Raw genomic sequence first — 26,870 nt, forward strand, 5'->3', positions numbered from 1 at the left:
TCCGGAAGGTATCCAGAGGGGCGGTTACCTCCTGGATACCGAGACCGGACACCGACCACCGCCGCGAGTCAGGAGACCGCCATGGCGCAGCGTCAGCCGCTGCCTCCCGACATGTTCGACGAACTGTGCCCGTCCTCGCTGTTGCCGTTCCGCTTCGGCGACAAGTGGGCGGCTCTCATCATCCGCTGCCTGGAAGACGGCCCCCGCCGGTTCTCCGAACTCCGCGTGCCACTCCAGCGCGTCACCCCGAAGGTGCTCACCCAGTCGCTACGCCGCCTGGAGCGAAACGGCCTCGTCTCACGCACGGTGCACGCCGCCCCGAAACCGGCGGTGGAGTACGCGCTGACGCCGCTGGGACGCAGCATGCTGGAGCCCCTGAAGACCGCGTGCATGTGGGCGGCGGAGCACTGGGACGAGCTACTCGACGCGCGGGAGCAGGATCCGGCCCTATGACCGGTCTCTAGGGCTGTGACGGCGGCTGCGCGACGAGACGGCGCCGGTGGGCGCGCTGACGGCAGGCCGGGCCGCAGTAGCGGGGTGGCCGCCCGGTGGCGTTGACCCGCAGCCGCTCGCCGCATTCACCGCAGTACCGCGGGGCGTCCATTTCGTGACGCGGATCCGGCCCGTTACGGAAGATTCCATCTTTCGTGACGGGTCCGGGACGCAGGCCGTCCAGCAGCAACCGCACCAGCCGCGTGCCGCGCGCCGGATCCCGGTGCGCCGTACGCACCGCGGCGCCGCCGACGGCCAGCGCGGACAGATCGTCGACCCGGACGTCGGCACGGATCGCGCCGGCCTCCTTCGCGTCGCGCAGCAGGCGCTCCAGCGCCTCGCGGAACCGCTGCGCCGCGGCGGCCAGCACGGCGCGCGGCCAGCCCTGGTCGGCGGTGAGCGCGTCACAGATCGGCTGCCGACCCGCCGACTTATCGATCACTTCGAGGAGGAAACCGAACAGCGCGTCACCGGGTGCGGCGCGGGCGGCCCACCGGTCGGCGGCGGTCGCCAGGCCGTCGATGTGCTCGGCGAGCACCGCCTCGACGAGGATCTCCTTGCTCGGAAAGTGCCGGTAGACGGTCCCGGCGCCGACCCCGGCGCGCTGCGCGATCCGGCCGAGCGACACTCCCGTCCCCTCCTCGGCGAACACGCGCGTCGCCGTGCGCAGCACGATCTCCCGGTTGCGGCGCGCGTCGGCGCGCCCGCCGGGCGCGGCCGTCCCGGAGGGGGGTGGCGGTACTGCTGTCATGTCACGAAACCCTTGTCCGTGTGGTCGAAGCGGGTGGAACATTCCGGATCGCCGCAGTATCCACCTTCCCCGGAGGAGACACCATGACCACCGCGAAAGCGGGCGACCCGGACCGTCCCGTCCTCGTCACCGGCGCCACCGGCAAGCAGGGCGGTGCGACCGTCCGCCGGCTGCTCGCCGGAGGGTGGCCGGTGCGCGCCCTCGTGCGCGACCCGGCCGCGCCCGCCGCCGTCGAGCTGGCCGCCGCGGGCGCCCGGCTCGTGCGCGGTGACTTCGACGATCCCGCGAGCCTGCGGCCCGCGCTCGACGGCGCCGCCGCCGTGTTCGGCGTACCGCCCGTGGCCTTCGGACCGGCCGGGCCTGAGACACGGCTGGAAGCGGCCCGCGGCCGGGCGCTGATCGACGCCGCGGCCGAAGCGGGGATCGAGCAGGTCGTGTTCAGCACCGTCGCCTCGGCGTCGGCCGCGTCACGGGTCCCGGAGGGCAAGGCGCTGATCGAGGAGTACCTGCGCGACCACATCGCGCTGCCCACCGTGTTGCGCCCGGTCCGGTTCATGACCAACTATCTCGCGGACGGAGCTCTCGGCTTCGAAGGGATCTCCCACGGCGTGCATCGGCACCTGTTCCCTCCGCACGAGCCCATGCAGGTCATCGCGCTCGAGGACGTCGCCGAGTTCGCCGCGCTCGCGTTCGCGGACCCGGCGCGGTTCGCCGGGCGGACCCTCGAACTGGCCGGCGACGAGCCGACCCCGGTCGAGGCGGCCGCCGCGATCAGTGAGGCGACCGGCATCCCGGTTCGTTACGAGCGGCTCACCGACGAGGAGGCCGCCGCGCTCGGCCCGCACCCCGCCGAGACGAGGAGACGCTGGGAGGCCGGTTCCCGCTGGCACGCCGACATTGAAACGCTGCGGGTCATCCACCCCGGCCTGCGCACCTTCGCCGGCTGGCTCGCCGAGTCCGGCGCCGCCGCCCTCCGCGCCCACCTCACCGCCTCGTGATCACTGTCCCTCCGTGACCACGGCGAGGACGGTGCCGGTCTCTACCTGGCGGCCGACCTCGGCGTGTAGGGCCGTGACGATCCCGGCGGCGGGGGCGAGGATCTGGTGCTCCATCTTCATCGCCTCCAGCCACAGCATCGGCTGCCCGCGTTCGACGGTGTCGCCCTCGCGCACCGCCACCCGTACGACGGAACCGGGCATCGGGGCGAGGAGCGTGCCGGGGGCGACCTGTTCGGCGGGGTCGGGCAGCCGCTCGGCGGGTGTGAGCGTCACGGGCCCGAGGGCGGACTCGACGTGCACGCGCCGGTCGTACCAGGCCACGGCGAACCGGAGCCGTACGCCGTCGTGATCGAGGACCACCGTGTCCGGCTCCGCGGAGACCAGCGCGACGTCCGGGTGGCCCTCGGCGGTGAGGCCGTCGCGGGTCAGCCGGTAGGCGACCTCCGCCTCCGCGAAGACGGTGCGCTGCGGCTGGGACGGGACGTTGCGCCAGCCGCTGGGCAGGGCGCGCAGGACGGGTGCCGCGCGCCGGTTGGCGGCGGCGCGGGCGAGGGCGGCGGCGAGCGCCGACAGGCGTACGGCGTCCTCGCCGGCGAGCGGCGCGGTGGTCGGGTGCCGGTCGAGGAAGCCGGTGTCGGTGTCGCCGGCGCGGAAGGCGTCGTGGCGGAGCGTGGTGACGAGCTGGTCGCGGTTGGTGACGAGCCCGTGGAGGCGGGCCCCGGCCAGGGCGGCGGACAGGCGGCGGATCGCGGCGGCGCGGGTGGGGCCGTACGCGATGACCTTGGCGAGCATCGGGTCGTAGTGCGTCGAGACGACACTGCCGGAGACGACACCGGCGTCCAGCCGCAGCCCGTGTCCAGGGGGGACGGCGAACTCCGCGTCCACCCCTGGGATCTCGAAGGCGTGCAGGGGGCCGCTGTGCGGGCGGTAGTCCTCGGCCGGGTCCTCGGCGTACAGGCGCGCCTCGATCGCGTGGCCGCGCGGCCGCGGCGGGTCGCCGAGCGCGGCGCCCTCGGCCACCTCGATCTGCAGGGCGACCAGGTCCACGCCGTACACGCACTCGGTGACCGGGTGCTCGACCTGCAACCGGGTGTTGACCTCGAGGAAGAAGAACTCCCCGCCGGGGGCCAGCATGAACTCGACGGTGCCCGCGCCGGTGTAGCCGATGGCGCGGGCGGCGGCGGCCGCGGCGTCCGACAGGCGCTCGCGCAGCGCGGCGTCGACCGCCGGGGACGGGGCCTCCTCGATGACCTTCTGGTGCCGCCGCTGGATGGAGCACTCCCGCTCCCCCAGCGTCCACACCGTGCCGTGGGAGTCCGCGAGCACCTGCACCTCGATGTGCCGGGCGCCGGTCAGCAGCGGCTCGCAGAAGACCGTCGGGTCGCCGAACGCCGAGGCCGCCTCGCGCCGGGCTCCTTCGACCGCGCCGGGCAGGTCCCCGGCGGAGCGGACGATCCGCATGCCCCGGCCGCCGCCGCCCGCCGACGCCTTGACCAGCACCGGGAACGCGCGCACCGTCGCGGGGTCGAGCTCCGGGAGGACGGGCACGCCCGCCTCGGCCATGAGCCGCTTGGCCTCGATCTTCGAGCCCATCGCGGCGATCGCCGCCGGGGGCGGTCCGACCCAGGTGAGCCCGGCGGCGAGGACCGCCTCGGCGAACGCGGCGTTCTCCGACAGGAAGCCGTAGCCGGGGTGGACCGCGTCCGCACCGGTGGCCTTGGCCGCCGCGACGATCGCCTCCGTGTCGAGGTAGGTGTCGGCGGGGGCCGCGCCCGGCAGCCGCACGGCCAGGTCGGCCTCGCCGGCGTGCGGCAGGGACGCGTCGGGGTCGGAGAACACGGCGACCGTGCTGATGCCGAGATCGCGGCAGGTGCGGAAGACCCTGCGGGCGATCTCGCCACGGTTCGCGACGAGCAGTCGAGAGATCATCGCCTACATCCTGAACACGCCGAAGCCCTCCGGGCGCTCGGCGACGGGGGCACTGTTGATCGCGGACAGGCAGAGGCCGAGGACGGTACGGGTGTCGCGCGGGTCGATGACGCCGTCGTCGTACAGTCGCCCGGACAGGAAGAACGGCAGCGACTCGGCCTCGATCTGCCGCTCGACCATCGCGCGCATCTGGACGTCCGCCTCCTCGTCGTAGATCTGGCCGCGGGCCTGGGCGGCCTGGCGCCCGACGATGGACAGCACGCCGGCGAGCTGGGCGGGGCCCATCACCGCCGACTTGGCGCTCGGCCAGGTGAACAGGAACCTCGGGTCGTACGCCCGGCCGCACATGCCGTAGTTGCCCGCGCCGTACGACGCGCCCATCACCACGGTCAGGTGCGGGACCCGGCTGTTGGACACCGCGTTGATCATCATGGCGCCGTGCTTGATGATGCCGCCCTGCTCGTACTCCGCACCGACCATGTAGCCGGTGGTGTTCTGCAGGAACAGCAGGGGCGTGCCGCTCTGGTTCGCGAGCTGGATGAACTGCGCGGCCTTCTGCGCCTCCTCGCTGAACAGCACGCCGCGCGCGTTGGCGAGGATCCCGATCGGGTAGCCGTGCAGCACCGCCCAGCCGGTGACGAGGCTGGCGCCGTACAGCGGCTTGAACTCGTCGAAGTCCGAGCCGTCGACGATCCGGGCGATCACCTCGCGCGGGTCGAAGGGGATCTTCAGGTCCTCCGGGACGATGCCGAGCAGTTCGTCCTCGTCGTGGAGCGGGGGGCGTACGGGCAGCGGCTCACGGCCCTGTTTGCGCCAGTTGAGGCGCGCGACGATGCGGCGGCCGATGCGCAGCGCGTCGTACTCGTCGGCGGCCATGTAATCGGCCAGGCCGCTGGTACGGGCGTGCATCTCGGCGCCGCCGAGGCTCTCGTCGTCGGACTCCTCGCCGGTGGCCATCTTGACCAGCGGCGGCCCGCCGAGGAAGACCTTGGCGCGGTCCTTGACCATCACCACGTAGTCGCTCATGCCGGGGAGGTACGCGCCGCCGGCGGTGGAGTTGCCGAAAACCAGCGCGATGGTGGGGATGCCGGCGGCGGACAGCCGGGTCAGGTCGCGGAACGTACGACCGCCGGGGATGAAGATCTCCTTCTGGGTCGGCAGGTCGGCGCCGCCCGACTCGACCAGGTTGATCACCGGCAGGCGGTTCCGCAGCGCGATCTCGGCGGCGCGGAACGACTTGCGCATCGTCCACGGGTTGCTGGACCCGCCGCGTACGGTCGGGTCGCTGGCGGAGATCAGGCATTCGACGCCCTCGACCACGCCGATCCCGGTGACGACACTCGCGCCGACCGTGAAGTCCGTGCCCCAGGCGGCCAGCGGCGACAGCTCCAGGAACGGGGAGTCCGGGTCGAGGAGCAGCTCGATCCGCTCACGGGCCAGCAGCTTGCCGCGCCCGCGATGGCGCTCGACGTATTTGGGGCCGCCGCCCGCGACCGCCTTGGCGTGCTCGGCGTCCAGCTCCGCCAGTCTGGCCAGCATCGCCGCCCGCCGGGCGGCGTAGTCCGGCCCGGCGGTGTCCAGCGCGCTGGGGAGAACCGTCATTCCGTCCCTCCGTCACGGTGAGCCGTGCGTCGAGTATGTCCAACCACCGTGGTGCGGCGGAAGCTCACCGGGCGCGTGAGTCGAATCTCATTCGGAATGCGGACCGGCGAGCCGTCCCGGTGATGCGCCCGGCGCGGGCCGTCCACAGAGCGCGTCAACCTGAGTTGACATCCCCATGGCTGTCAACCTATGTTGACGGCATGAACGACGGAGTCCAGCTCGCCCAGGCGGCGGGCAGCCGCGACCCGGCGATCGGGTTGCGAGCGGTGCGCGCACTGCGCGAACTCGCCGAGCGCCTCGAGGGGCTGCAGGTGGAGAACGCGCGCGACCAGGGATGGTCCTGGCAGGAGATCGCCGTCTGCCTCGGCGTCAGCCGGCAGGCGGTCCACAAGAAGTACGGCGGTGGCCGGCGGATCCTCGGAAAGGAGCGGTAGGGATGTTCGAACGGTTCGCCGACGACGCCCGGCAGGCGGTTCGGCTGGCCCAGGAGGAGGCCCGGCGCCGGCATCACCGGTTCGTCGGCACCGAGCACCTGTTGCTCGCCCTCCTCAACGAAGGACACGGACCCGCGGCGCAGGCGCTGCTCGCCCAAGGCGTCACAGGGTCGGACATCAACCAGCGGATCAGCCTTCTCACTGGGCCGCCGGACAACGGGCTCGACCAGGAGGCGCTGGCCACGATCGGGATCGACCTGGACGAGGTTCGCCGGGCGACCGAGGCCAGCTTCGGTCCTGGCGCCCTGGCCCCGAAAGCCCATCGTGAGGCACGAAAGGGCCACATTCCACTCAGCAAGAGGGCAAAGAAGGTCCTGGAGCTGTCACTGCGCGAGTCTCTCGCCCTCGGGCACCGGTACATCGGCTCCGGGCACCTCCTGCTCGGTGTGATCCGCGAAGGCGACGGAGCGGCGACCCGAATCCTCACCGGCGCCGGCATCGACCTGACCGCCCTTCGCGCCGACGTCACCCGGCGGATCCCGCCGAAGGCGGCCTGACGAAGATCGGTCGGGGCCGAAGGTTCCGGTGGCGCCCCGGACCTTCGGCCGACCGAGGATCAGACGAGGTCGAGCGGCTCGGTCCGGCGCGGCATCAGGGCGATGGCGGCCATGCCCAGGACCGCCAGCGCGGCGAGCGTGAGGAAGACGTTGTGGCTCGCGTGGTTCAGCGAGTTCCGGACGAACGCCGCGACCCCCGGGTCCGTGGCCCCGCCCCGGCCCGCCGAGACCACGCTGGTGGCGTCGACGCCCCGGCCGATGCGGCCGGCGAGCGCGGCCGGCGGGTGGGCGAAGCGGTGCGCGAGCGTGCCGTTGGCGATCGCGCCGAACACGGCGGCGCCGACGGCACTGCCGAGTGACCGGCCGAACATGTTGTTCCCCGTGACGACGCCCCGGTGCTCCCAGCCGACGACCGACTGCACGGCGACCAGGGTCGGGCTCGCGGTGAAACCCATTCCGATGCCGATCACGAAGCACGCGGCGGCGACCTCCCAGACCTTCGCGGAGGTGCTGAGCGGGAGGCACAGCAGCGTCCCGGCCACCGCGACGGTGCCGCCGATCAGCGCGGTGTCGCGGAACCCGATGCGCAGGTAGATCCGCCCGGCCTGCGAGGCGGCGATCGGCCAGCCGACCGTGAGCGCCGCGAGCGCGAAGCCCGCCACCAGGGCGCTGGTGCCCAGCACGCCCTCGGCGTACGTCGGAACGTACGAGCTGAGCCCGATCGTCACCGCGCCGACCACGACGGACGTCAGCGTCGCGCCGACCAGGACGCGGTGACGGAAGACCCAGAGCGGCAGGATCGGCTCGGGCACGCGGCGTTCGACCAGGCAGAAGGCGACCAGGGCGGCCAGGCCGACCGCGAAGATCAGGAGACTCGGTGCCGAGGCCCAGCCCCAGGAGACCCCGCCCTCCAGCAGGCCGAGGATGACCAGCGAGCAGCCGATGGTGAGCAGGACCGCGCCGGTGTAGTCGATGCGGTGTGAGCGTCGTTCGACCGACTCGGTGAAGCGCTTCGCGAGCATGAACGCGGCGAAGGCGCCCAGCGGCAGGTTGATGAAGAAGATCCAGCGCCAGGACAGGTAGTCGGAGAACACGCCGCCGAGGGTCGGCCCGACGACGGCGGACATCCCCCAGACGCTCGCGAGGTAGCCCTGCACCCGGGCGCGTTCCTCGACGGTGTACATGTCGCCGACCATGGTCATGCTCATCGGCTGGACTGCGCCCGCGCCGATGCCCTGCACGGCGCGGAAGACGATGAGGCTGAGCATGCTCCAGGCCGACCCGCACAGCACCGAGCCGAGCAGGAACGCTCCGATGCCGAAGAACATGATCGGCTTGCGGCCGAAGACGTCGGCGAGCTTGCCGTACAGCGGCACGCTGACCGCCTGGGTGAGCAGGTAGATCGAGAACAGCCACGGGAACTGCGTGAAGCCGCCGAGGTCGTGGACCACGGACGGCACCGCGGTGGCGATGATCGTGCTGTCCAGGGCGACGAGTCCGGTGCTGAGCATCAGCGCGGCCAGCACGGGTCCCCGCTCGGACCGGAAGCCCACACCCTGGGCGGCCTCGCGGGAGTTCGTCGTCGTCACTCCATGTCCCTTCGCCCGGCAACGCGAGACCGGTCACCCCTCCGCAGGAGACGACCGGCCGTTAGCCGCAACAACCATTTCAGACCAGGGACCATTCCGTCGAAGCGTTACAGCCACCTCGTAATGAAACTTTCACGGCATCTGTCAGGGATCCGCCAAGGCGCCGTCACGCGTTCACGCTGGTGGATCGGGGACGGGCGGCAGGGCCGGCCCGCCCGTGGCAGCGGGGTTGCAGGGACGCGTTGACGGCTTCCGAAAGGCGGCGCGACTCTGCGAGAGGAAAACCTTTTCCACCCCGCTTCCACCGCACCACCGACCCCTGGAGGAGGTTCCCCATGGGGAACGACACGCAGCGCACGGCCCGGATCCGGCGGCTTCCCCTGCGCCCCTTGAGCGCGGCCGCGGTCCTCTGCCTCGCCGCCGGCGCCGGCGCGCTGACCGGCACCGGCGCGACCGCCACGACCGGCACCGCGGCCCCGGCGGCCGCCGCGTACGAGTCCAGCCCCGTCGGCTTCGCGAGCATGAACGGCGGGACGACCGGCGGCGCGGGCGGCACCACCGTCACCGTGACGACCGCGTCCCAGCTGACCGACTACGCCTCGCGCAGCGGCTCGTACGTCATCAAGGTCAACGCCTCGATCTCCCTGTCGTCGATGACGAAGGTCACGTCCAACAAGACGATCATCGGCGTCGGCACCGCCGGGAAGATCACCGGCTATGGGCTCAACGTCACCAACGCCAAGAACGTCATCATCCGGAACCTGACCTTCACCGGCTCGGCCGACGACGCCATCAACGTGCAGTACTCCACGAACGTGTGGATCGACCACAACGACCTGTCGAACGCCTATGACGGGCTCGTCGACATCAAGCGCGCGTCCGACTACGCGACCGTGTCGTGGAACCACTTCCACAACCACGACAAGACCGCGCTGCTCGGCCACTCCGATGACAACTCGTCCGAGGACCTCGGACACCTGCGCGTGACCTACGTGCACAACTGGTTCGACAAGACCACCCAGCGCCACCCCCGCGTCCGGTTCGGCAACCCGGTGCACGTCTTCAACAACTACTACGGCGCCGTCACAAGCTACGGAGTCGCCTCCACCTGCAACGCGGGCGTCTTCGTCGAGAAGAACTACTTCGAGAACGTCAAGAACCCGACGGTCACCCAGACCGGCGACTCGCCGGACGGCAACATCAAGGCCGACGGCAACTACCTGACCGGTTCGGGCGGCATCGCGACCCGGAACTCCTCCAGCGTCGCGAGCATCCCCTACTCCTACTCCGCCGAGTCCGCCTCGTCGGTGAAGTCCACCGTCACCGCCGGCGCGGGCGTCGGCAAGGTCTCCTGACCCGGACGCCGTGAGGAACGGCCGTGGCGGACCACCCCGCCACGGCCGTTTCCCTTGTGTCAGGGCGTGTAGACGTTCGGCCGGGCGGGCTCGGCCATGCCGTTCCCGATGAAGAAGCCCGGATGCGGGGGCTGGTTGTACGCGGTGTTCTGCCAGGCGATGGCCGTGCGGTACTGCGTGTCGTGCATCAGCGTGACGATCCGCCGGTCGGTGACCGCCGTCGTCGTGTAGATCCGCAGCGCGGTGCCGTCCGACGTCCGCCAGACGACCTCCTCGCGCCAGTCGCCGAGGATGTCGCCCGACAGCGCCGGCGTGGACTTGGTGCCGTTGTCGGACGCGACCCCGGCGCCGGTCAGCAGCCGGGTGTCGGAGCTCGTGCCGTACTTGTCGATGTGCGTCCCGTCGAGCAGTTCCCGTACGGGGTCGGCGTCCCACCAGACGAGGAAGTTCGTCGAGGACGGTTTACGGCCGACCACGTTGCCGTGGGTGTCACGCAGGCCGTCGGCCGCCGCGGACCACGACTCCGCCCCGGCGCTGCCGGCGTAGACGTCGTCGGAGACGCCGCGGCCGTTGTCCCCGTTCGGGGAGGTCTGCCAGATGACCTGGCCGGTACGGGCGTCGGCGAACCAGGAGCTCGGCTTGGACGAGTCCTCGTCGACCTTGAACTCCTCCAGCCCCGGGCGGCTCGGGTCCAGGTCGCCGACGTGCATGGCGTCGCCGTGGCCGTTCTTCGTGGTCCACAGCCCGGCGCCGTTGTCGTCGACGCACATCGCGCCGTACACGATCTCGTCCCGGCCGTCGCCGTCAACGTCGGCCACCGCGAGCTGGTGGTTGCCCTGCCCGTCGTAGCCCCTGCCGTAGTTGGTGGAGCTGTTGGTGTCGAAGGTCCAGCGGCGGGTGAAGGCGCCGTTCCGCCAGTCCCACGCGCTGATCACCGTACGGGTGTAGTAGCCGCGCGCCTCGATCAGACTCGGCCGCTGCCCGTCGACGTACGCCGTGCCGGCGAGGAACCGGTCGACCCGGTTGCCGTAGCCGTCGCCCCAGCTCGACACCGTGCCGCGCGCCGGGACGTAGTCCACCGTCTGCATCGCCGCGCCGGTCTGCCCGTTGAACATCGTGAGGTACTCCGGGCCGGCATCGAGACCACGACGGCGGCACCCTCAACGGGGAACCCGAGCTACGCGGGGCGGACGCGGCCGCCCACCTCGACCAGGCCGTCCGGCCTCGGAGCGGTCACGATCTGGGAGCCGCGGCCCTGGGTGACGGTCAGGGCGCGGCCGAGACGCGCCGTCAGCAGCAGCGCCGCCGCGCCGGTCGCCTCGTCCTCGTCGATCCCGTCGTCGCGCCCGGGAAAGGCCCGCGCCCGCACCCGGCCGACCGCCTCGTCCTGCCACGCCCACGCGTAGATCCACTCCCCCGGCGGCGGCACCGGCAACGCGTCGACCTCCGCCGCCGAGCCGTACTGCCGTAGCGTGCGCGGCGGCGCCCACTCCGCCCGCGCCTCGATCCACGCCCACTCCCCGTCGCGCCGCGCGCGGACCCGCCCGGCCGGGGTGATCAGCGCGGGGAGCCCGAGCAGCCAGGCCGTGCCGACGCAGGGATGCCCGGCGAACGGCAGCCGCAGTGTCGGCGTGTAGATGTCGATCACCCCGCGCTCGGGGTCATCCACGAAGACCGTCTCGCTGAACCCGAGCCTCCGCGCGAAGGCCTGCCTCTCGTCTTCCGCGGGAACGGCGGCCCCGTCCCGTACGACCCCGAGCTCGTTGCCGTCGTCGCCGTCCGGCCCGCAGAAGACGCGCAGTACGTCGTATTCGGTCATCCGCGAAGTGAAGCACGCCCTCGCCGCTCCGGCTTACCCTTGGCCGGTGTTCTCGCCCCACGGCCCATCGCTGCGTGAACTGGCGATCCAGGCGCTCTCCTCGGTCGAACGCGGCTACGACCTGCTGGCCCCGAAGTTCGACCACACGCCGTTCCGCACCCCCGACGGCGTGCTCGACGCGACCGCCGACGCGCTGCGACCGCTCGGGCCGTTCGGCCGGGGACTGGACGTGTGCTGCGGCACCGGCGCGGGCCTGCGGGTCATCGACTCCCTGTGCCGGGAACGGATCACGGGCGTCGACTTCAGCGCCGGCATGCTCGCGCAGGCGCGCCGAGCGCACCCGGCCGCCGCCTGCGTACGGGCCGACGCCCGGGCCCTGCCCTTCGCCGAGGCATTCGACCTCGCGGTCAGCTTCGGAGCGCTCGGGCACTTCCTGCCCGCCGACCGGCCCGCGCTGTTCGCCGGGGTGTACCGCGCGCTGCGCCCCGGTGGGCTGTTCGCCTTCCCTCTCGGCGCGCCGCCGCCCATCACGTCGGGCTGGTACTGGGCGCTCCTCGGCTTCGACCTGGCCATGCGGGTCCGGAACGCCGTGTGGCGTCCCCCGTTCGTCATGTACTACCGCACCTGCCCGCTGGGCGCGGTCCGCGACGACCTGACGGCGGCCGGTTTCACCGTGACGACGGTCCCCCTGACGCCCCTGGGCCGGCGCGCCGACGGCGCCCCGCGCTACCGGCTCGTCCTCGCGCGAAAACCCACCGCGGAAACCGGTAGGCCGTAACGTCGTCCGACGTGATCGATCTCCCAGATCTCGCTGATGCCGTAGAACGGCTCTACTCCGTCTTCGCGCGATATCCACTCCCCGTCGAGATCAGCTACTGCGAGCATTGCGTGACCCCTTCCGAGGTCACGGCGACGCGGGCGAGACCGCTGCGCCTGCTCAGCACGGACGACCTTCACCCTCTGATGTGGCGCGCGTAAGCCCGCGCAGCTCCGTAGCGATCGGACCGGCGGCCACGTTCCGGTCCGGTCCGGTCCGGGCGCCACCGCGAGTGGCAGGCTCCGGCCGATCCTTGTTACGGTCGGCGTTGACGCGGGGTGCCCGGTGATGTTCCGGGCTGAGAACACACCCGTCGAACCTGATCTAGTTCGGACTAGCGAAGGGACGTCATCGTGACCGGATTCCTCCTGGTGCCGTCGAGCGTCCGCGCCTTGCCGTCCGCCGACCGCTGAAGGAGATCCCGATGTTCTGCGACGAGGTGTGGAAGCGCTCGGCCCGGCTGCTCCGCGCGATCCACGAGCACCCGTTCAACACCGCCCTCAGCGCGGGCACGCTGGAGCGTGAGCGGTTCGCGTTCTACATCGTGCAGGACGCCCGCTACCTGGAGGCGTTCTCCCGGGCGCTCGCGACGGCATCGACACGGGCCACCGACACCGACGACGCCGTCTTCTTCGCCGAGAGCGCGCACGCCGCGCTGGCGGCGGAACGCACGCTGCACGCCGGGTACATCGAGGAGTTCGGCCTGACCGCCGACGACCTGGCGGGCATCGAGACCTCCCCCACCTGTCTCGGCTACGCGTCGTTCCTCCAGGCGACGGCCCTCGCCGACCCGTACCCGGTGCTGGCGGCGGCGGTGCTGCCGTGCTTCTGGGTGTACCAGGACGTGGGCACGGCCCTGCTCGAGAACACCGCGGGCGTCGAGGACCATCCGTACCGCGCGTGGATCGCGACCTACTCCGACCCGGCCTTCGCCGAGTCGACCGAACGCGCCAAGGACATCACCGACCGCCTGGCCGCGACCACCGACCCTGCGACCCGCGAGGCCATGACCCGCGCCTTCTTCCGCGCCACCGAGTACGAGTGGATGTTCTGGGACAGCGCCTGGCGGCGTGAGACGTGGCCCACCGCCGGGTGGCTCAGGTAGGCCGCCGCGCGGACAGACCGGCGACCTCCTGAGAAGTCAGCGACGCCACCTCCACGCACGCCTCGTCGTTGACCCCGCCACTAACTGAGCTCTTGCGCCACTGCATCGCCATTCGGTGGCCTCCAATCGGCGTTCGATCATGACGCGCGAGGCATTCTCGGAGGCCGCCTGGTGCCCGATCCGGTCGAAGTCCATCTTGAACTCTTCGACCTCGCCGCCCATCTCGATCAGCCGACCGCCTCTCGCCGCTCCAGCGTAGGCGATATCGCGGGAATCGACAGTGATGATGCGGAACGGGCCGTCCTTGCCGATATGGGCGCCTGTCGAGCGCGGGATGATGCGGATGGAGATGTTCGGCCGCCGCATCAGTTCGAGCAGGTGCCGGAGTTGCGCCTGCATGACCTCGGGGCCGCCGATGCAGTCTTCCAGGACCTCCTCGTCCAGCAGCAGCCAGACATAGGGAGGATCCGGCCTGTCCACGATGGCGGCCTGCCGCTCCATCCTGGCCTTGAGTGTCTCGTCGAGGTCCTTGCCGTCGCTGCCGGCCAGCAGAAGGGCTCGCGCGTAGTCCTCGGTCTGGAACGGAGGTGGGATGTACTGGCCCTGGTAGATCCTGATCACCGCGGCCATGGCCTCGTACGCGGTGATGGACTGGGCCCAGTCGGGGTTGTGGCCGTTCTGCGCGTACTAGAGCAGCAGCTCGAAGAGGCCGCCGGTCTGAAAGTGGCGATCGAGGATCTTCGCCTGCCTCTCATCGATCTTCCTTCGGCCCGCCTCGACGTTGGAGACCGTCGACGGAGCAGCGGTGGCGATCCTGCCCCACTGCGCCAGCGACAGGCCGTTCTTCTCGCGCTCCCACCTGAGCAGGTAGGCCAGCATGTGCCACAGCGAGACCTTCGGGTTGAGCGGGGCCCGGATGACCGACATCGGCTCTCCTTGCGCATCCAGCGTGAGTGACTACTCACGGAGAGTAGATGCTCGGGCGACGTAACGCCGTCGATTCCCGGAAACTCACCCAGACAGGCACGGTGACCCCAGAGCGATACCACTCCAGACGGCTCCATACATCGGGCCGGGCCGCAGGAGTGCCGGTCGACAGGGGACCATTCGTCTTCCGGATGGGCCGTATAAGCCATGGGGCACTTCCTCACCTTGCAGAGTAAGGCACCTTATCGATGGGCTCAAGCCATCGACACCAGCCCACTTAGGCCTCTCAACCAGCACTCCTTTACATCATTAATATGCTCGAGGCCGCAACCGACAACTTCGCATGCCATATGAATGGCACCATCTGCTGGAGGGAGCGACTCCGATGGCCCATAATGTGGAGCTCGAAATCCATGCCCAATCGGCAATCCTTGCGCAACGATAGCCGCGGCCGCCAAGGCCGGTTCGACTCGTGGACTATCGAGGCGGCCGACACATTGCGCCGCCTTAAACAACACGGTCTGTAACGTATCGAGACGGTCCCCCTCAGCGCCCCGTCGAGTTCATCGACGAAATCCGCAACAGTGTCGTCACCTAATGGCCATAACCCCAGTTACTCATACATTTTCCATCACGTTATCGGTCTCCGCAAATCCACCACCAGGACACGACATCGAACAGCGAGGCACCGTCCGACAGTTTCGCCGGCCTCCTCCTAGTTGCCTTGCCGAAGGAGTAAGCATTAATTCACCAGGAAGCAGCAGGACCTTCATCTGACTTGCAAGTCCGGGCTCATCTACCAGCACCTTCAGTCGGGCTCGGCCCCTGAGACTGCGGCGGGTCAAGCGCATCACGTCGTTGGCATCGTGGATCACAAGCCTGCGGCCAGGTCGCAGGCCGTCGGGCCACGGAAGGCAAAGGATTACAACACCACCCAAGCCACCAGCCAACCCCGAAAGATCAGGCCGCATCCTTAGAGCTCAGGTCGAACGTCACTGCGCGGCGATTCGAAGCCTTATTATCGAGCTCGCAACATGAATGCCGACTTCAGGATTCGACAGAATCGAACCCGATGCCGGGATCGAACATAGGATCTCCAGACATTCGCACAAAGGGGAGCCGAACCGCCAAATTCAACGCCAAATTCTCAATCTCTGAAGCACTGATCCGAGGGAGCTTCGAAAACATGCCGCGCCTCACATCAAGATGCATCCAAACACCTCGATTCCTCTTGCCTATAATAATCAGCGCGCACTTCACAAAGCCTCGGTGATCGCGGCGTGGAAGTCGAACAAGATAGAGGTGCTCAACATCACCTAGTCGCTCCTCAAGCCATGCCCGATTTCCATGCGCCAAACCTTTGATGCTCTCTGCGGCTCGCATCGCCTGCACTAGGGGAACATAGTCAATCCTTCGCACACCAGAGAGAGATAGGCCGAACAAGCGACGAGCGAACACTCGCCTACCACCCGTCTACATAGATAGGAGTGTCGTGTGTGATAGATGAATTCGGATCACCGGCACGACGTAGCAGTTCAGCCATGCGATGGCTACCCTCCATCATGTGACCATCATGATAGGTCATGTGCACACCGTCGTCCGGAGTGAAGACTGATTTCAAAAGATCATCGTCGTCTAGCGAGCGAGCAAGCCCTCGCTTGAGCTTGTCTGGGACCCAGTTACCCGCATCATCGACAAAATCGTGGGGAATGCCTCTGAGATCACCAACGGTTCCGTTAGCGGCAGGCGGCTCTGGCTGTCTTCTACCGAAGCGCTTCCCGAAGAGGCTTGATCCCCTCCCGAGACTCTTCAACGCCCGTTCGGCCGAGCCGACCTCGTTACCGACCTTCACGAGATCCTTGATCGCCGATACGACCGTACCGACAAGCTTAGACACAGAACCGATAAGCTTGGCCGCTTTAGCCCACTTCCACGGGGCTGCGTACTTTGTCGCGAACTTGCCCAGCAGGCCGCCGGCGAAGCTGGACAGGACGTTGAGCGCCGTCTCGCCGCAGGCGCCGATGTCTCCCTTGGCGAAGCAGTCGATGCCGGCCGTGATGCCGAGCTCGTCCGCGGCGATCTTCAGCAGGGAGCCCAGCGCGTTCGCGAGCTTCCGCTTGAGCTGGATCTTCTTCTGCTGTGCCGCCCACAGCCGTTTGAGGGCGGCGACCTGGGCGGCGCGCTGCCGCGCGGCCGCCGCGGCCTGCGAGTAGGCGCCCTCGTGGTAGTAGATGTCCCCGTACGGAGTGCCGTGCGGGGGCTTCCAGTCGGGGTACATCCGGTGGAACTGGCCCGCGCCCCAGGCGTTGCACGCCTTAGGGTCTCCGCCGCCCATGCAGATGTCCGGGCGTGTGCCGTCCGGGTCCGAGAGCGTCGCCGGGTTGTTCTCGCCATAGGAGTACGCGTTCATCTGCTGCGGGTCGCTGCTGTCGATCACCGGGTCCACTGACAGGAAGCGCCCGTCTTCGGCGTCGTACTCACGTGCTCCGAGATGCGTGGTGCCGACCGAGTCGTCCTTGGTGCCGCCCAGGAACCCTCGCTCGCCCGGCCAGTTCGTCGGCTGGGTGCCGCGCTGGGCACCGAACGGGTCGTAGTACCGCTTGGTGACCTGGTTGGTCGTGGCGTCGATGGCCCGGGTGGCGGTGCCGTGCTGGTCGTCGGCGAGGAACTGCACGCCGTTCGCCGTCCGTACGGCCACGGTGTCGTCGCCCAGCGTGTAGTAGCGCGTCCCCGTCACGCTGGAGCCCTCCAGGCGAAGTTCCATCGTGCCGAGGTAGAGGGTCGTGGCGCCGGGCTCGCGCCGGATCAGCCGGTCGCCGTCGGCGTCGTAGAGGAACGAGGTGGTCTGCCCGCCCTTGGTGGACGCGGTGAGGTGGCCTTCGGCGTCCCAGTCGAACTTCTGGTCGTCGCCGCCGACGGTCTGAAGCGTGGTGTTACCGGTGTCGTCGTACTTGAAGGTGTCAACGCTGGTACCGCCGGGGCTGCCACCGGGGATCGGCGGGGTCACCGTGGTGACCGACTGCAGGGCGTGCGGCTGCTTGGCACCGGCCGCCGGGTAGGCGTACGTCTTGGTGACGTCCCGGCTGGTGTCGCCGTCGAGGTCGTGATCGGTCCGCTTCGTGCGGTTGCCGGTCAGGTCGTACTGGTAGGACTGCCAGTACGGCGCGGGTCCCATCGTGTCGACGGTCGTGGCGCTGGGCGCGGCCGCGCAGGCGTCCTTGGCCGTCCAGGCGTCATTGAGCCGCTGCAGGTAGTCGTAGGTGAAACACTGGTTCTCCGCCGACTGGCCGTTGCCGGGCTGGTCCGCGATCGACTTGACGTCGCCGGAGTCGTAATAGTCGTAGGTGGTGTTCTCGACCCGGAGCGGGGACGCCTTCTGCCGGTCGGTGACGACGTTCTTCAGCCGGTTGGTGCCGTCCTCATAGGTGTAGGTGCGCTGCACCTTCGCGCCGGTGGTCGTGGCCATCAGCTGGGTCGACAGGTTCCCGATGCCGTCGTAACCGGTGTCGGCGACGTAGGTGCTGGCGCCCTTCAGCGTCTGGGGACGGCCCAGGTCGTCATAGCCGAGGCGGAGCGTCTCCTTCGGCAGGCCGCCGGCGGCGGGCAGCGTCATCGTCGCCATGGACCCGTCGGCGTTGTAGGTCATCGACGTCTCGTACGTCCCGGCGAGGGCGCCGTTGCCGTCGGCGTTCGGAATCGTCACGCGCGTTCCGGTCGGGCGGTAGGCCGCGTCGTACCCGGTGACGTCGGTCCGGTACGCCTTGTCCGGGTCGCCGTCGGCGTACCGGATCGATGAGACCGCCTGACCGAAGACGTTCGTCGAACCCATCTTGTCGTAGATCCACTCGGCGAGCTTGGGCCCGTCGGCGGAGTCGGCGTGCTCGGCGGTCTGACGTCCGAGCAGGTCGTAGTCGAAGTAGAGCTTCTTGCCGCGGGCGTCCTCGGTGGACTCGACCTGGTCGAGGTCTGTGTACGTGTAGGTGGTGGTTCCCTTGTCGGGATCCTCCGCCTTCGTCTTACGGCCGAGCAGGTCGTAGTGGGTCCGCCAGACGTTCCCCGCGGGGTCGGTCACGCTGGCCAGGCGACCTGCGGAGTCGTAGCCGTACCGTGTGGTGTCGTAGTCGCCGCCGATCGTCGCGCCGTGATACTGGCGCAGCTCGGTGGTCCTGCCCTGCGCGTCGACGATCTTCGTGGTCGGCGTCGATCCCTTTGGCGGCACCACGCTGACGCTGTCGCCGGTGTACGTGGTGGTGGTGTGCCACTGCTCCACACCGAGCTTCTGGAACGCCTCGACGGTGGGGCGGCCCTGACCGTCGTACGTCGTCACGGTCTGGCCGGGCACCGCGTTGTCGGTGGGCGCATAGAGCGTGCCGGACGGCGCGGTCTCGTTGTAGTACGGGTCGTTGGTCTTGAAGACCCGGCCGCTGGAGTCGTAGAACGCGTCGGAGATCATGCGGCCGGTCACCGTGCCGCCGGCGTCGACCTTGGCCGGGGCCTGGGTCTGCACCGGACGCAGCAGCCCGTCGAACAGCTGGTAGGAGGTCGAGTACGTCGACCCGTCCCACATCAGCTGTTGCGTCGACACCACCGCCGGTTCGTCCTTGGAGATGGTGTAGGTGAACTGCATGTGCGGGGACATCGAACTCGTACGGCCGGGCAGCCACACCTTCGTCAGCCGGCCGAGCGGGTCGTACTGCTGAAGGGTCGTCCTGCCGTTCGCGTCCTGAACCGACGTGCGCGCCGCCCAGGCGGGCTGATACGTGGTCGTCTCGGTGTGGCCCAGGGCGTTCGTGACGACCGTCTGGTCGACCAGACCTCCGCTGGTGACCTGGTGATACGTGGTGGTCGTCTTGTGGTCGGCCTTCCCGCCCTCGTACGAGGCGGTGACCCGGCCGTAGTCGTCGTAGTCGGTCTTGGTGTCGGTCTGCCAGTCCGGGGATCCGTCGGTGAATCCGGTGAGCCGCCGGGTCTCGGTCACGTTTCCGGCGGACGGCGCCGCTCCGAAGTCCTTCCCGTCGAAGAGGTTCTGCACCCCGGAGATGATCTTGTCGTCGGGCAGCCCGGCGTCCTGTGCCGGGCAGGCTACCGAGGCGGTCAGCGTCCGGCTGACGTAGTTGAACATCCCCGCGCTCTCGTTGCGGGCGTACGTCGTGCGGGTGCAGGTGTCGTCGCCGGACGTGGACAGGTCGCCGTCGTCCTCGGCCTCGACCCCGAGGCCGTGATCGTCGTAACGCGTGACCGCCTGCGTACGCCGCCAGGTGCCGTCGCCGAGGAGCGTCCGGACCGCGGTCGTTCCCGGGCGGACCATCGCGGCGGTCGCGGTGCCCCACGACTTGGCGCGCTTGGCCGTCGCGCCGCTCACCCACGGCGTGTTCTGCGTCGCCGACTGGATCTGCCCGCCCGGCTTGTCGTAGACGACCTCCTCGCGGACCTGCCCCTCGAGCACGTCGGCGTCCGGGACGGAGCGTCCTTCGGAGTCGGTGACGGAGGCATCGCGACGGCCCGTCGGCTTGCCGTTCGAGTCCTTCTGCTCGTCGCCGTCCATGCCGCGGTAGAAGAGGGTCTCGGACTGTGACTGGATGTCGCCGTCGCGCCCGGTCGTGACCTTGACCCTGGCGTAGCCGCGCCACTGAGACCACGTCTTGTACTTCTCCTCGACGAGGCCGTCATCGTCGTCGTGGTGCCAGGCAGGCGCGCCGACGTACGTGTAGGCGGTCACGACCGGTGGTGTGCCGGAGATGCGAGGGTCGTTGACCACGGAGGCGACCGGGTATTTCTGGAAGTACTCCAGCTTCTGGCTGGTCGCGCCCTCCGGCGTCCAGTACAGCGGGAAGCAGCGTTTGTCGTTCTTGTCCTCGGCGGCCGGCAGGTTGCTCTGCGTGCACTCGGCCGGCATGTAGTTGACCGAGGTGACACCACCGGACTCGGAGGTGATGGACGAGATCCGGAACTTGATCATCTGCGGGCCCTGCAGCGGATCCACCCGGTTGGACAGTTTGGTGCCCTCGAACGTCACCTCGGGGAGCGCGGCGTCGCCGTTGACCTTCCCAGCGTGCGTGATCCCGTCCAGCCACAGTCCGGCGGACGTCCCGTCGCCCGGGTCCTTCATCTCCTGCCGCAGGGTCCAGGTGTCCACGGGGTCGTACTTGGTGCCGTTCCAGATCTGCGTGGTGACCCCGGTCAGCCGCTTTCGGCTCCAGAACGTCGGGCTGTTCTTGTTCGCGCAGGAGTCGCCGGACTTGCAGTTCTGATCGACCGGGACATCGGGCCAGTACTTGGCGTTCGCCGTGGTGAACTGGGCGTCGGAGCAGGTGATGCTGCCGGTCGGGAAGCAGCGCTCGGCGGTGGTGAAGGTGACCTGGGAGGGAGCCTTGGACGTGAACAGCGCGTCCTTGCGCTGACCGTAATCGATCCGGGTCAGCGTGCCGCCGCGCGTGTACTGAACCCCGGTCGACTTGAGGTTCCGCCCGTAATAGTTGGTCTCGGGCGTGTACCAGTAGGTCATCGTGTTGCCGTGCGGATCCACGACATAGTCGAGGTTCCAGCGCCACGCCTGCTGGCACCATGACTTGTCGAACGTGTCGGCTGCGTCCGTGCCGGTCTTGTGACACGGCTCCTTGTCGTCGTTGCCGAAGACGGGGACCGTCCACGTCGAGCCGGTCTCCGCCTTCCCGCTGCTCCAGCCGGGTAGGTGGTTGAGCCCGAAGTAGTACTGCGTCCCGTCGAGCGTGGTGATCCGCCAGTGCTCGCCCTTGTCCGCGGTGTCGCCGTCGTCGCCGTTTGCGGCCCCGGTCAGCTTCTCGACCTTCGAGCCGTCGTCGTCCTTGGGCTTCCAGACGCCCGTGGCGTCGTCGCGGATCAGCTCGGTGGAGTTGCCGTTCAGGGACATGGTGGCGTTGTCGTAGCGCCAGCACAGGTCCTGCTTCTTCGGCGAGAGACCGGAGTCGTCACCGCACGAGCGGTAGCGGCGCTCGATGTACCCGGGCCAGTAGTCGAACCCGGTGCCGATCCAGGACGGCTGGTTGTTCGTCGACGCGGTCTGGCCGTCGACCGCGCTGGAGGAGTAGCCGAGGCCGATCTGTGGCACCGGACCGCCCAGCGACGGCGGCATCCGCAACGGGTAGGACCAGGAGAAGTTGCCCGTCTGCGCGCTCACCTGCCAGGTCGAGGACGGCGCCAGCGGTGTCGCCGCGAAGCTGCCCGCCGATCCGGACGCGCCGGCCGCCAGCGCGACGACGCCGGACTCCCCCGACGTGCCCTGGGCCGCCGGCACGACGACCTGCGCGGTGACCTTGCCGGCGGCGACGTCGTTGGTGGAGGCCAGCGGCGTCTGCGTGCGGCACTCGGTCCGCTCGGGGCTGGTCAGCGCGCACGCCGGCAGCCGTACCAGTCGCAGCCGGGAGGCCCAGTCGCCACCGACGGCGTACCGGAACTTCGAGTAGTCGACCTCCATCAGCGCCCGGCCGCGACGGCCGGAGACGGCCGCCCGGGCCTCCGTTCGGGCACTGCCCGCCGGTGCCGGTGACGCCGTGGCCGGCTGAGATGCCGTCCCCGCCGTCGCCATGGTCAGCAGGAGACCGTCGACCCCGGCGCGTCGCGCGGCCGCCTGGTCCAGCAGCCGAAGTCGTACATCGCCGGAGGCCATGTCGCCTGCGGAGGCGGACTTCTTCTTACCGGGAGGAGGGCCGAGGCGTACGGGCAGGCCACCGGCCTGGGTCGAGCCGCTCGTAGGAACCTTGACCTCGGCGGTTCCGGACTTGGGCCAGCTCACCGCAGGTGCCGGCTTGGGCTTGCCGCCGGTGGCCGCGGGACGTGACCGGTAGCCGCTCGCGTGGCCGGGGACCGACCGCTGCTCCCGGGCCTTGGCGGGGTTCCATCGCGGAACCGCGTTCGCGGGCATCGCCGAGAGCAGACCGGCCGCCAATGTCACGACGAGCACCGCGGCGATGTGCGGGATGATCTGCATCCAACGGGATCGCAGCCGACGACGTGTCACCAATGCCTCCACTCGGCGACGTTTCAGACTCGTGCGTGTACCGCCGGGGCCCACTCAGGAGCCCATCTCGCTGATCTCGGTGTCGGTGAGGACACCGGTGAAGGCCTGGACGTCGTCGATCCCGCCGGGCCAGAAGTCGGTCGGGGCGCCCTTGTACTTCGCGCCGCCGATGTGAAACGCGCCGTTCGCGTGCCATGGCGCGCTGACCGCGGTCTCCCCTTGCAGCGTGCCGTCGACGTACAGACGGATCTTCTTCACCGCGGGGTCGTAGACGCCCGCGAGGTGATGCCACTCCCCGTCGAGGGCGGCCGGATCCACACTGTGCGCGTGGGCCCACTCGGCGTCGTCGCTGTCGGCGACGGGGAGCGTGAAGGACCAGTAGCCGACGCCGTTGAAGACCCGGTAGCCGAGGTAGAAGGCACTGCGACGGGATCCGTCCTGAGCCAGCGCCGTGGCGTTTCCGCCCGCGAGCCTGGACGACCGCACCCACGCCGCGACCGTGAAGCCGGTGTCGGTGCGGATGACCGGCCCGGCCGTCGCGGCCTGCTCCTTGTTCGCGTCGTTCAGCTCGAGCGCGCCGTCGACCTGACCGTCCGCCGTCCAGGCGGTGGCGGAGCTGAGTGTGGCGTCATGTCCTCGCCCGCTGGAGTCGGCCACGACCGTGCCGGATCCGAGGTCCCCGGTCCAGTAGCCCTCTCGTACGGGCGGTCGGTCGGCGAGATCGGCGATACCGCCGGTCGACCCGTCGATCGCGTCCGGCTCAGTGCCGGACACCACGCGGTCGTACACGCGGATGTCGTCGAGGTCCCCTTCGAAGGGGTCGCTGAAGGCGCCCTTCGCCAGGACACGGCCGATCTGCAGGGGACCGGTCGCATCCCACGGCGAAGGGACCGAGGCGCGGCCGGACTGCGGCGCACCGTTGACGTAGAAGCTCATCTGGCGGGTCGGCCCGTCGTAGACGCCGGTGAGATGCGTCCAGACGTTCAGGACGGCGGGCGCGTCCGCCACCACCGGAACATTGGTGGCGCCATCGGCGTCGGTGGAGTGCCGGTTGAAGACCCAGGTCTTGTACGAGGGCGAGTAGTAGAGCTGGAAGCCGCTGAAACTGCCGCCCGACTGGCTTACCGCCGTGGAGTAGTGGCTCGCATCGGTCAGCCGTACCCAGACGGCGACCGTGAAGCTCTTGTCGGTGTGCACCGCGGCGGAGGCGGTGGTCGCGTGGTCACCGTTACCGGTGAGACGCAGCGCCTGGTCCACGCGTCCCGGCACTCCGGGCATCCCGCCGGTCAGCGTCGCGGTGTCACCGCCCCCCGAGTCGGCCAGGTCCACGCCGCCGGTCTCGTCGAGCGTCCAACGGCCGACCGGGCCCGCCGGTGAGCCGAGGGCGAACTCGAAGACCCCCGGGTTGGCGCTTCGGTTGTTCGCCTTGTCGTAGCTGAAGGCGTAGAGCCGGAAGGTGATGTCCTGAGTGAACGGGACGGTCAGCGTCACCTTCGCCGTGCCGTCGGCACCGGGAACCACGGATGGCGCGTTCGCCGCCCCGGCCGCCGCGTCGTCGTTCCAGGCGTACTGGTATTTCGTGATGCCGGTGGCGTTGTTCGGCGCGAAGGTGAACGTCGCCGTACGTCCGATCGCGTCGTTCGGCTCGCCGGAGTCGAGGTCTTTCAGGTTCGGCGTCGTCACCGCGGGCGCCGACTCGGGTGCCGTCTTGTCGACGGTGTAGTAGCACCAGCCGCTCGGGGTGCCGGCGTAGGCGGTGTCAACCGGGGTGACCCGCCAGCGGAAGGTAAGCCCATCGGTGAGCGTGGTGTCCGGCAGAGCCATCGAATGCCGGGTGCCGGACTTGGCACCCGCCGTGGTCCGGGTGGCGACCTTCGTCCCTCCCGTCGTCCCGCTCCAGACCTCGAAGTCGGCGTGCGGATTCTCCGGATCAGGGTCCAGAATCGTCGCGACGATCGATGGTTTCGAATTGCCGACGACCACCGGCGCCGTCGTCGTTCCGCAACCGGCCGACGGATTCGTCATGCCCAGCCCGGACACGGTCGGGTAAGAGTCGAAGTTGACCGTCAGGTGGACGTTGCTGAAGTACTTGTACGAGTGGTTGCTCTCACTGCCGCCCTTCAGGGCGAGGTAGACCGACGACGCGGTGCCGGTGACCGCCTTCGTGGCGTTCAGCTTGACGTCGTGGGCGTCGCATCCCGGTTCCCCTCCTGCCGTCGACGAGGAGGCGAGCTCGGATCCGCCGGTCAACGCCGGTTTGCTGGACCATCGGGTGGAGCTCGAGAACGTTTTGCTCTGCCAGAGTTCCACCGTCGACTTCGTGCAGGTGAAGGACCTGTCGAGGAAGGCGTGGAACTCGGCGGCGATGATCTTCTTGTGCAGGGCCTTTGAGACGTTGTACTTGAAGAAGGCTCGGTACGTGTCGGAGCTCGGACTGCCCGGCCAGCCCTCGTAGTGGCCGACCTTGGCCTGTTTCCACTCGCTTCCGTTGTACGAGTGGAGGCCGGATGATGAGACGTTCACCCATGCGGTGCCCTTGTCGCCGAGCTTGGAGGTCGTCCAGTCGGGGTCGAGGACGACCGGGAACCGGGTGTCCGGGGAGTTCATCATCGCCTGGTCCGGTGTGACGACCACGTCCTGGCCCGACAGGCTGACCTCCATCGGTGCCTGACGGGCGGCGTCATCGGGTTCTTCCGCGGCCGAACGTGAGGGGCCTGCCGTCCTCTGCGCCGAGGCGGAGACCGTATCCCCGGTCGAGTCCCACATCATGGGTGTCGGGGCATGGAATACCGGCGTGCCCGCGGAATCGACGAACTCGAGATCGCCCTCACCGTCCGCGCGAAGTGATCCGCCACCCTGGATGCTCGTCGTGAACCGGACCTGCGCCAGCCTGGGGTCGGCCGCGGCTTCACGCGTACGTACGACGACCTGTTCGGAGAAGCCCTGCGCCCCGGCGCGCAGCCTGAGGTCGACACCGGTGACCCCCGGGACCGCTTCCGGGTACGTTGCGGTGTCACCGTCGAGGATTGGCGTCGGCAGTTTCCAGGGCCACGCCAGAGACAGTTCGTCGCCGCCCTTGGCGATGGTGACCAGCGCGTCATCGCCGCCGCCGGAGAAGCTGAGGCCTGCCACTATCGCCTTCGGCTGGAGCCTGCCGTTCTCCTGGCGCACCAGTGTGGTGTCGATCGGCACCCAGCCCCCGGCTCGCCGGACCCACTTCGGCTGTACGTAGTCCTCGAGCGTGAGGGAGCCGTCCGGGTTGGCCAGAAGCCGTTGGGTCTCCGAGCGTTCCTCCGTCACCTCCACCGGGTCGCCGGAGGCACGCGCCTCGCGCAGTGCCACGACGCGAGACCGCGCGGAGGGCGTGCCGGGCCTCTGCCCGAGGCCGGCCGTGGCGCCGGCCGGCTCGGCGGTCGCGAGCGGCAGTGCCGACGCCGTCAGAACGATGCCCAGCGCTCCCGCCGAAAGCCGCGTCCTCGCGCTCCTCCGGCGTCCAGCGCGTGCGAAAACCCCATGACCGTGTCGGCCGACCACGCCCGCTCCAACGTAGGTAAGACGATCTTTAGAAAGCGCACGGAACGTAACATTTCCGACCGAACTCTCAACAGCGCGATATAAGTGATGCAAATCACAGGACGCCGCATGACCCCCTGCCCGTCCAGGACGACCTGCGATAACCCGATCAGCACCTCAGCGGAACCGGGGATCACGGCCGGGAGTGGCCATGCTCGACCTCCTGCTGGCCACTCGCCGATATCACCGTCCGTGATCAACGCGTGGGACGGTCCACGCCACCTTTTCGACGGAAGTAACGGCGACCCGCCGCGCGTTTGTTCGCAGCATCGAGGATGTGACAGCAACTGCGCCGCTTGACCGCTTTGCCCCGATAAGATCGGGCCACGACGCTCCGTGGGGAGGTCGGGTCAGAGTCGCCCTTCGGGCGATGGACGGGAAGGGTGCGCGTGGCCGGGCAGAAGACGCCGGACGACGATCCGAACGGGGAGCCTCCGTCCGACGATCAGGGGCCACCTTCCCCTCCGTCGCCCCCGGCATGGGCGCCGAACCCCGCTCAGCCGCCACTGCCGCCCTGGGCCACGCCTCCTGCGTTGCCGTACGGCGCTCCTCCTCCGGGCCTGCCCGGCTCACCACCGTACGCGCCACCGGCGGAGCCGCCCCTCCCCCACGACCCCGCACCGGGCGGCCCGGCGCAGAGGACACCCGCGGAACCGTGGGCCGAGGCGGAGCAGGCACCGCCCGAGACGCAGGAGTGGGCTCCGGAGCCGGCCGCCGATCCGTGGCGAATCCCGCCGCAGCCGTTGTGGGATCCGGCCGTCGAATCCTCTCCCGCCGTGTTCCCGCCTCCCCCGGAGTCGTACGCTCCCGAGGAGCAGGAACCGCCCGGACCACGCTTCGCCGCCTATGACTCAAGGGACCCGGAGACTTCGGCACCGCGTTCGCCGGCTGCAGGCGGGCAGGGAACCCCCGCGCCACGTTTTCCC

Annotated in this window: 16 protein-coding genes, 2 pseudogenes and 1 riboswitch; of the genes and pseudogenes, 7 read left to right on the forward strand and 11 right to left on the reverse strand. The window is 69.4% G+C overall.

Annotated features, from left to right (window positions below; translation table 11 throughout):
• Positions 1–81 precede the first annotated feature (81 nt).
• The gene (locus tag NE235_RS06535; protein ID WP_252800040.1) at positions 82–453 is read left to right on the forward strand and encodes a winged helix-turn-helix transcriptional regulator; all 372 of its coding nucleotides are present in this window, start codon (positions 82–84) and stop codon (positions 451–453) included.
• 7 nt (positions 454–460) lie between these two features.
• Here NE235_RS06535 and NE235_RS06540 read toward each other — a convergent pair whose 3' ends face one another.
• On the reverse strand, positions 461–1,243 hold the full coding sequence (locus tag NE235_RS06540; RefSeq protein ID WP_252800041.1) for a TetR/AcrR family transcriptional regulator: 783 nt from the start codon (positions 1,241–1,243) through the stop codon (positions 461–463).
• Between the two features lie 83 nt (positions 1,244–1,326).
• Between NE235_RS06540 and NE235_RS06545 the strand changes: the two genes are divergently transcribed.
• A complete protein-coding gene (locus NE235_RS06545) occupies positions 1,327–2,241 on the forward strand; it encodes an NmrA/HSCARG family protein (protein WP_252800042.1) in 915 nt (304 codons plus the stop codon).
• Here NE235_RS06545 and NE235_RS06550 read toward each other — a convergent pair whose 3' ends face one another.
• Together NE235_RS06550 and NE235_RS06555 are read right to left on the reverse strand one after the other, a co-directional pair.
• Positions 2,242–4,170, reverse strand: coding sequence for an acetyl/propionyl/methylcrotonyl-CoA carboxylase subunit alpha (locus NE235_RS06550; RefSeq protein ID WP_252800043.1), 1,929 nt, complete (start codon positions 4,168–4,170; stop codon positions 2,242–2,244). It abuts the gene before it with no gap.
• 3 nt (positions 4,171–4,173) lie between these two features.
• The gene (locus NE235_RS06555; RefSeq protein ID WP_252800044.1) at positions 4,174–5,772 is read right to left on the reverse strand and encodes an acyl-CoA carboxylase subunit beta; all 1,599 of its coding nucleotides are present in this window, start codon (positions 5,770–5,772) and stop codon (positions 4,174–4,176) included.
• A gap of 200 nt (positions 5,773–5,972) precedes the next feature.
• Between NE235_RS06555 and NE235_RS06560 the strand changes: the two genes are divergently transcribed.
• Both NE235_RS06560 and NE235_RS06565 read left to right on the forward strand, forming a co-directional pair.
• Positions 5,973–6,206: an RNA polymerase subunit sigma-70 gene (locus NE235_RS06560; protein WP_252783236.1), complete on the forward strand. Its 234-nt coding sequence runs from the start codon at positions 5,973–5,975 to the stop codon at positions 6,204–6,206.
• 2 nt (positions 6,207–6,208) lie between these two features.
• Positions 6,209–6,763, forward strand: coding sequence for a Clp protease N-terminal domain-containing protein (locus NE235_RS06565; RefSeq protein ID WP_252800045.1), 555 nt, complete (start codon positions 6,209–6,211; stop codon positions 6,761–6,763).
• Between the two features lie 59 nt (positions 6,764–6,822).
• Here NE235_RS06565 and NE235_RS06570 read toward each other — a convergent pair whose 3' ends face one another.
• Positions 6,823–8,352 carry an MDR family MFS transporter gene (locus NE235_RS06570; RefSeq protein ID WP_252800046.1) on the reverse strand — a complete coding sequence of 510 codons (1,530 nt, stop codon included), beginning with the start codon at positions 8,350–8,352 and terminating at the stop codon, positions 6,823–6,825.
• Positions 8,353–8,687: 335 nt separating this feature from the next.
• Between NE235_RS06570 and NE235_RS06575 the strand changes: the two genes are divergently transcribed.
• On the forward strand, positions 8,688–9,707 hold the full coding sequence (locus NE235_RS06575) for a pectate lyase family protein (RefSeq protein WP_252800047.1): 1,020 nt from the start codon (positions 8,688–8,690) through the stop codon (positions 9,705–9,707).
• A 59-nt stretch (positions 9,708–9,766) separates the two neighbouring features.
• Here the strand turns inward: NE235_RS06575 and NE235_RS06580 are convergent.
• Together NE235_RS06580 and NE235_RS06585 are read right to left on the reverse strand one after the other, a co-directional pair.
• Positions 9,767–10,831: pseudogene (locus NE235_RS06580) on the reverse strand (rhamnogalacturonan lyase family protein); the annotation flags it as partial.
• Between the two features lie 53 nt (positions 10,832–10,884).
• Entirely contained in the window at positions 10,885–11,526 is a 642-nt protein-coding gene (locus tag NE235_RS06585) for a PhzF family phenazine biosynthesis protein (RefSeq protein ID WP_252800049.1), read from the reverse strand.
• 46 nt (positions 11,527–11,572) lie between these two features.
• On the opposite strand from NE235_RS06585, the gene NE235_RS06590 reads away from it, so the two are divergent.
• The gene (locus NE235_RS06590; protein WP_252800050.1) at positions 11,573–12,304 is read left to right on the forward strand and encodes a class I SAM-dependent DNA methyltransferase; all 732 of its coding nucleotides are present in this window, start codon (positions 11,573–11,575) and stop codon (positions 12,302–12,304) included.
• A 303-nt stretch (positions 12,305–12,607) separates the two neighbouring features.
• A riboswitch (TPP riboswitch) is annotated at positions 12,608–12,706 on the forward strand.
• A 61-nt stretch (positions 12,707–12,767) separates the two neighbouring features.
• Positions 12,768–13,448 carry a TenA family protein gene (locus tag NE235_RS06595; RefSeq protein ID WP_252800051.1) on the forward strand — a complete coding sequence of 227 codons (681 nt, stop codon included), beginning with the start codon at positions 12,768–12,770 and terminating at the stop codon, positions 13,446–13,448.
• Here NE235_RS06595 and NE235_RS38600 read toward each other — a convergent pair.
• The 5 genes and pseudogenes from NE235_RS38600 to NE235_RS06615 form a co-directional block, all read right to left on the reverse strand.
• Positions 13,441–13,560 carry a DUF397 domain-containing protein gene (locus NE235_RS38600; protein WP_406567547.1) on the reverse strand — a complete coding sequence of 40 codons (120 nt, stop codon included), beginning with the start codon at positions 13,558–13,560 and terminating at the stop codon, positions 13,441–13,443. The genes NE235_RS06595 and NE235_RS38600 overlap by 8 nt on opposite strands.
• A gap of 29 nt (positions 13,561–13,589) precedes the next feature.
• Positions 13,590–14,096: pseudogene (locus NE235_RS06600) on the reverse strand (DUF5753 domain-containing protein); the annotation flags it as partial.
• A gap of 39 nt (positions 14,097–14,135) precedes the next feature.
• On the reverse strand, positions 14,136–14,375 hold the full coding sequence (locus NE235_RS06605; protein WP_252800053.1) for a helix-turn-helix domain-containing protein: 240 nt from the start codon (positions 14,373–14,375) through the stop codon (positions 14,136–14,138).
• A 1,462-nt stretch (positions 14,376–15,837) separates the two neighbouring features.
• Positions 15,838–22,341 carry an RHS repeat-associated core domain-containing protein gene (locus tag NE235_RS06610; RefSeq protein WP_252800054.1) on the reverse strand — a complete coding sequence of 2,168 codons (6,504 nt, stop codon included), beginning with the start codon at positions 22,339–22,341 and terminating at the stop codon, positions 15,838–15,840.
• A gap of 84 nt (positions 22,342–22,425) precedes the next feature.
• Entirely contained in the window at positions 22,426–25,713 is a 3,288-nt protein-coding gene (locus NE235_RS06615; RefSeq protein ID WP_252800055.1) for a LamG-like jellyroll fold domain-containing protein, read from the reverse strand.
• Positions 25,714–26,870 lie beyond the last annotated feature (1,157 nt).

Source organism: Actinoallomurus spadix (assembly GCF_024055725.1).
GTDB classification, from domain to species: domain Bacteria; phylum Actinomycetota; class Actinomycetes; order Streptosporangiales; family Streptosporangiaceae; genus Actinoallomurus; species Actinoallomurus spadix.

Coding starts and splice junctions, on each gene's coding strand:
- NE235_RS06535 (WP_252800040.1), top strand. CDS start 82: ATGGCGCAGCGTCAGCCGCTGCCTCCCGACATGTTCGACGAACTGTGC.
- NE235_RS06540 (WP_252800041.1), bottom strand. CDS start 1,243: ATGACAGCAGTACCGCCACCCCCCTCCGGGACGGCCGCGCCCGGCGGG.
- NE235_RS06545 (WP_252800042.1), top strand. CDS start 1,327: ATGACCACCGCGAAAGCGGGCGACCCGGACCGTCCCGTCCTCGTCACC.
- NE235_RS06550 (WP_252800043.1), bottom strand. CDS start 4,170: ATGATCTCTCGACTGCTCGTCGCGAACCGTGGCGAGATCGCCCGCAGG.
- NE235_RS06555 (WP_252800044.1), bottom strand. CDS start 5,772: ATGACGGTTCTCCCCAGCGCGCTGGACACCGCCGGGCCGGACTACGCC.
- NE235_RS06560 (WP_252783236.1), top strand. CDS start 5,973: ATGAACGACGGAGTCCAGCTCGCCCAGGCGGCGGGCAGCCGCGACCCG.
- NE235_RS06565 (WP_252800045.1), top strand. CDS start 6,209: ATGTTCGAACGGTTCGCCGACGACGCCCGGCAGGCGGTTCGGCTGGCC.
- NE235_RS06575 (WP_252800047.1), top strand. CDS start 8,688: ATGGGGAACGACACGCAGCGCACGGCCCGGATCCGGCGGCTTCCCCTG.
- NE235_RS06585 (WP_252800049.1), bottom strand. CDS start 11,526: ATGACCGAATACGACGTACTGCGCGTCTTCTGCGGGCCGGACGGCGAC.
- NE235_RS06595 (WP_252800051.1), top strand. CDS start 12,768: ATGTTCTGCGACGAGGTGTGGAAGCGCTCGGCCCGGCTGCTCCGCGCG.
- NE235_RS38600 (WP_406567547.1), bottom strand. CDS start 13,560: ATGGCGATGCAGTGGCGCAAGAGCTCAGTTAGTGGCGGGGTCAACGAC.
- NE235_RS06605 (WP_252800053.1), bottom strand. CDS start 14,375: ATGTCGGTCATCCGGGCCCCGCTCAACCCGAAGGTCTCGCTGTGGCAC.
- NE235_RS06610 (WP_252800054.1), bottom strand. CDS start 22,341: ATGCAGATCATCCCGCACATCGCCGCGGTGCTCGTCGTGACATTGGCG.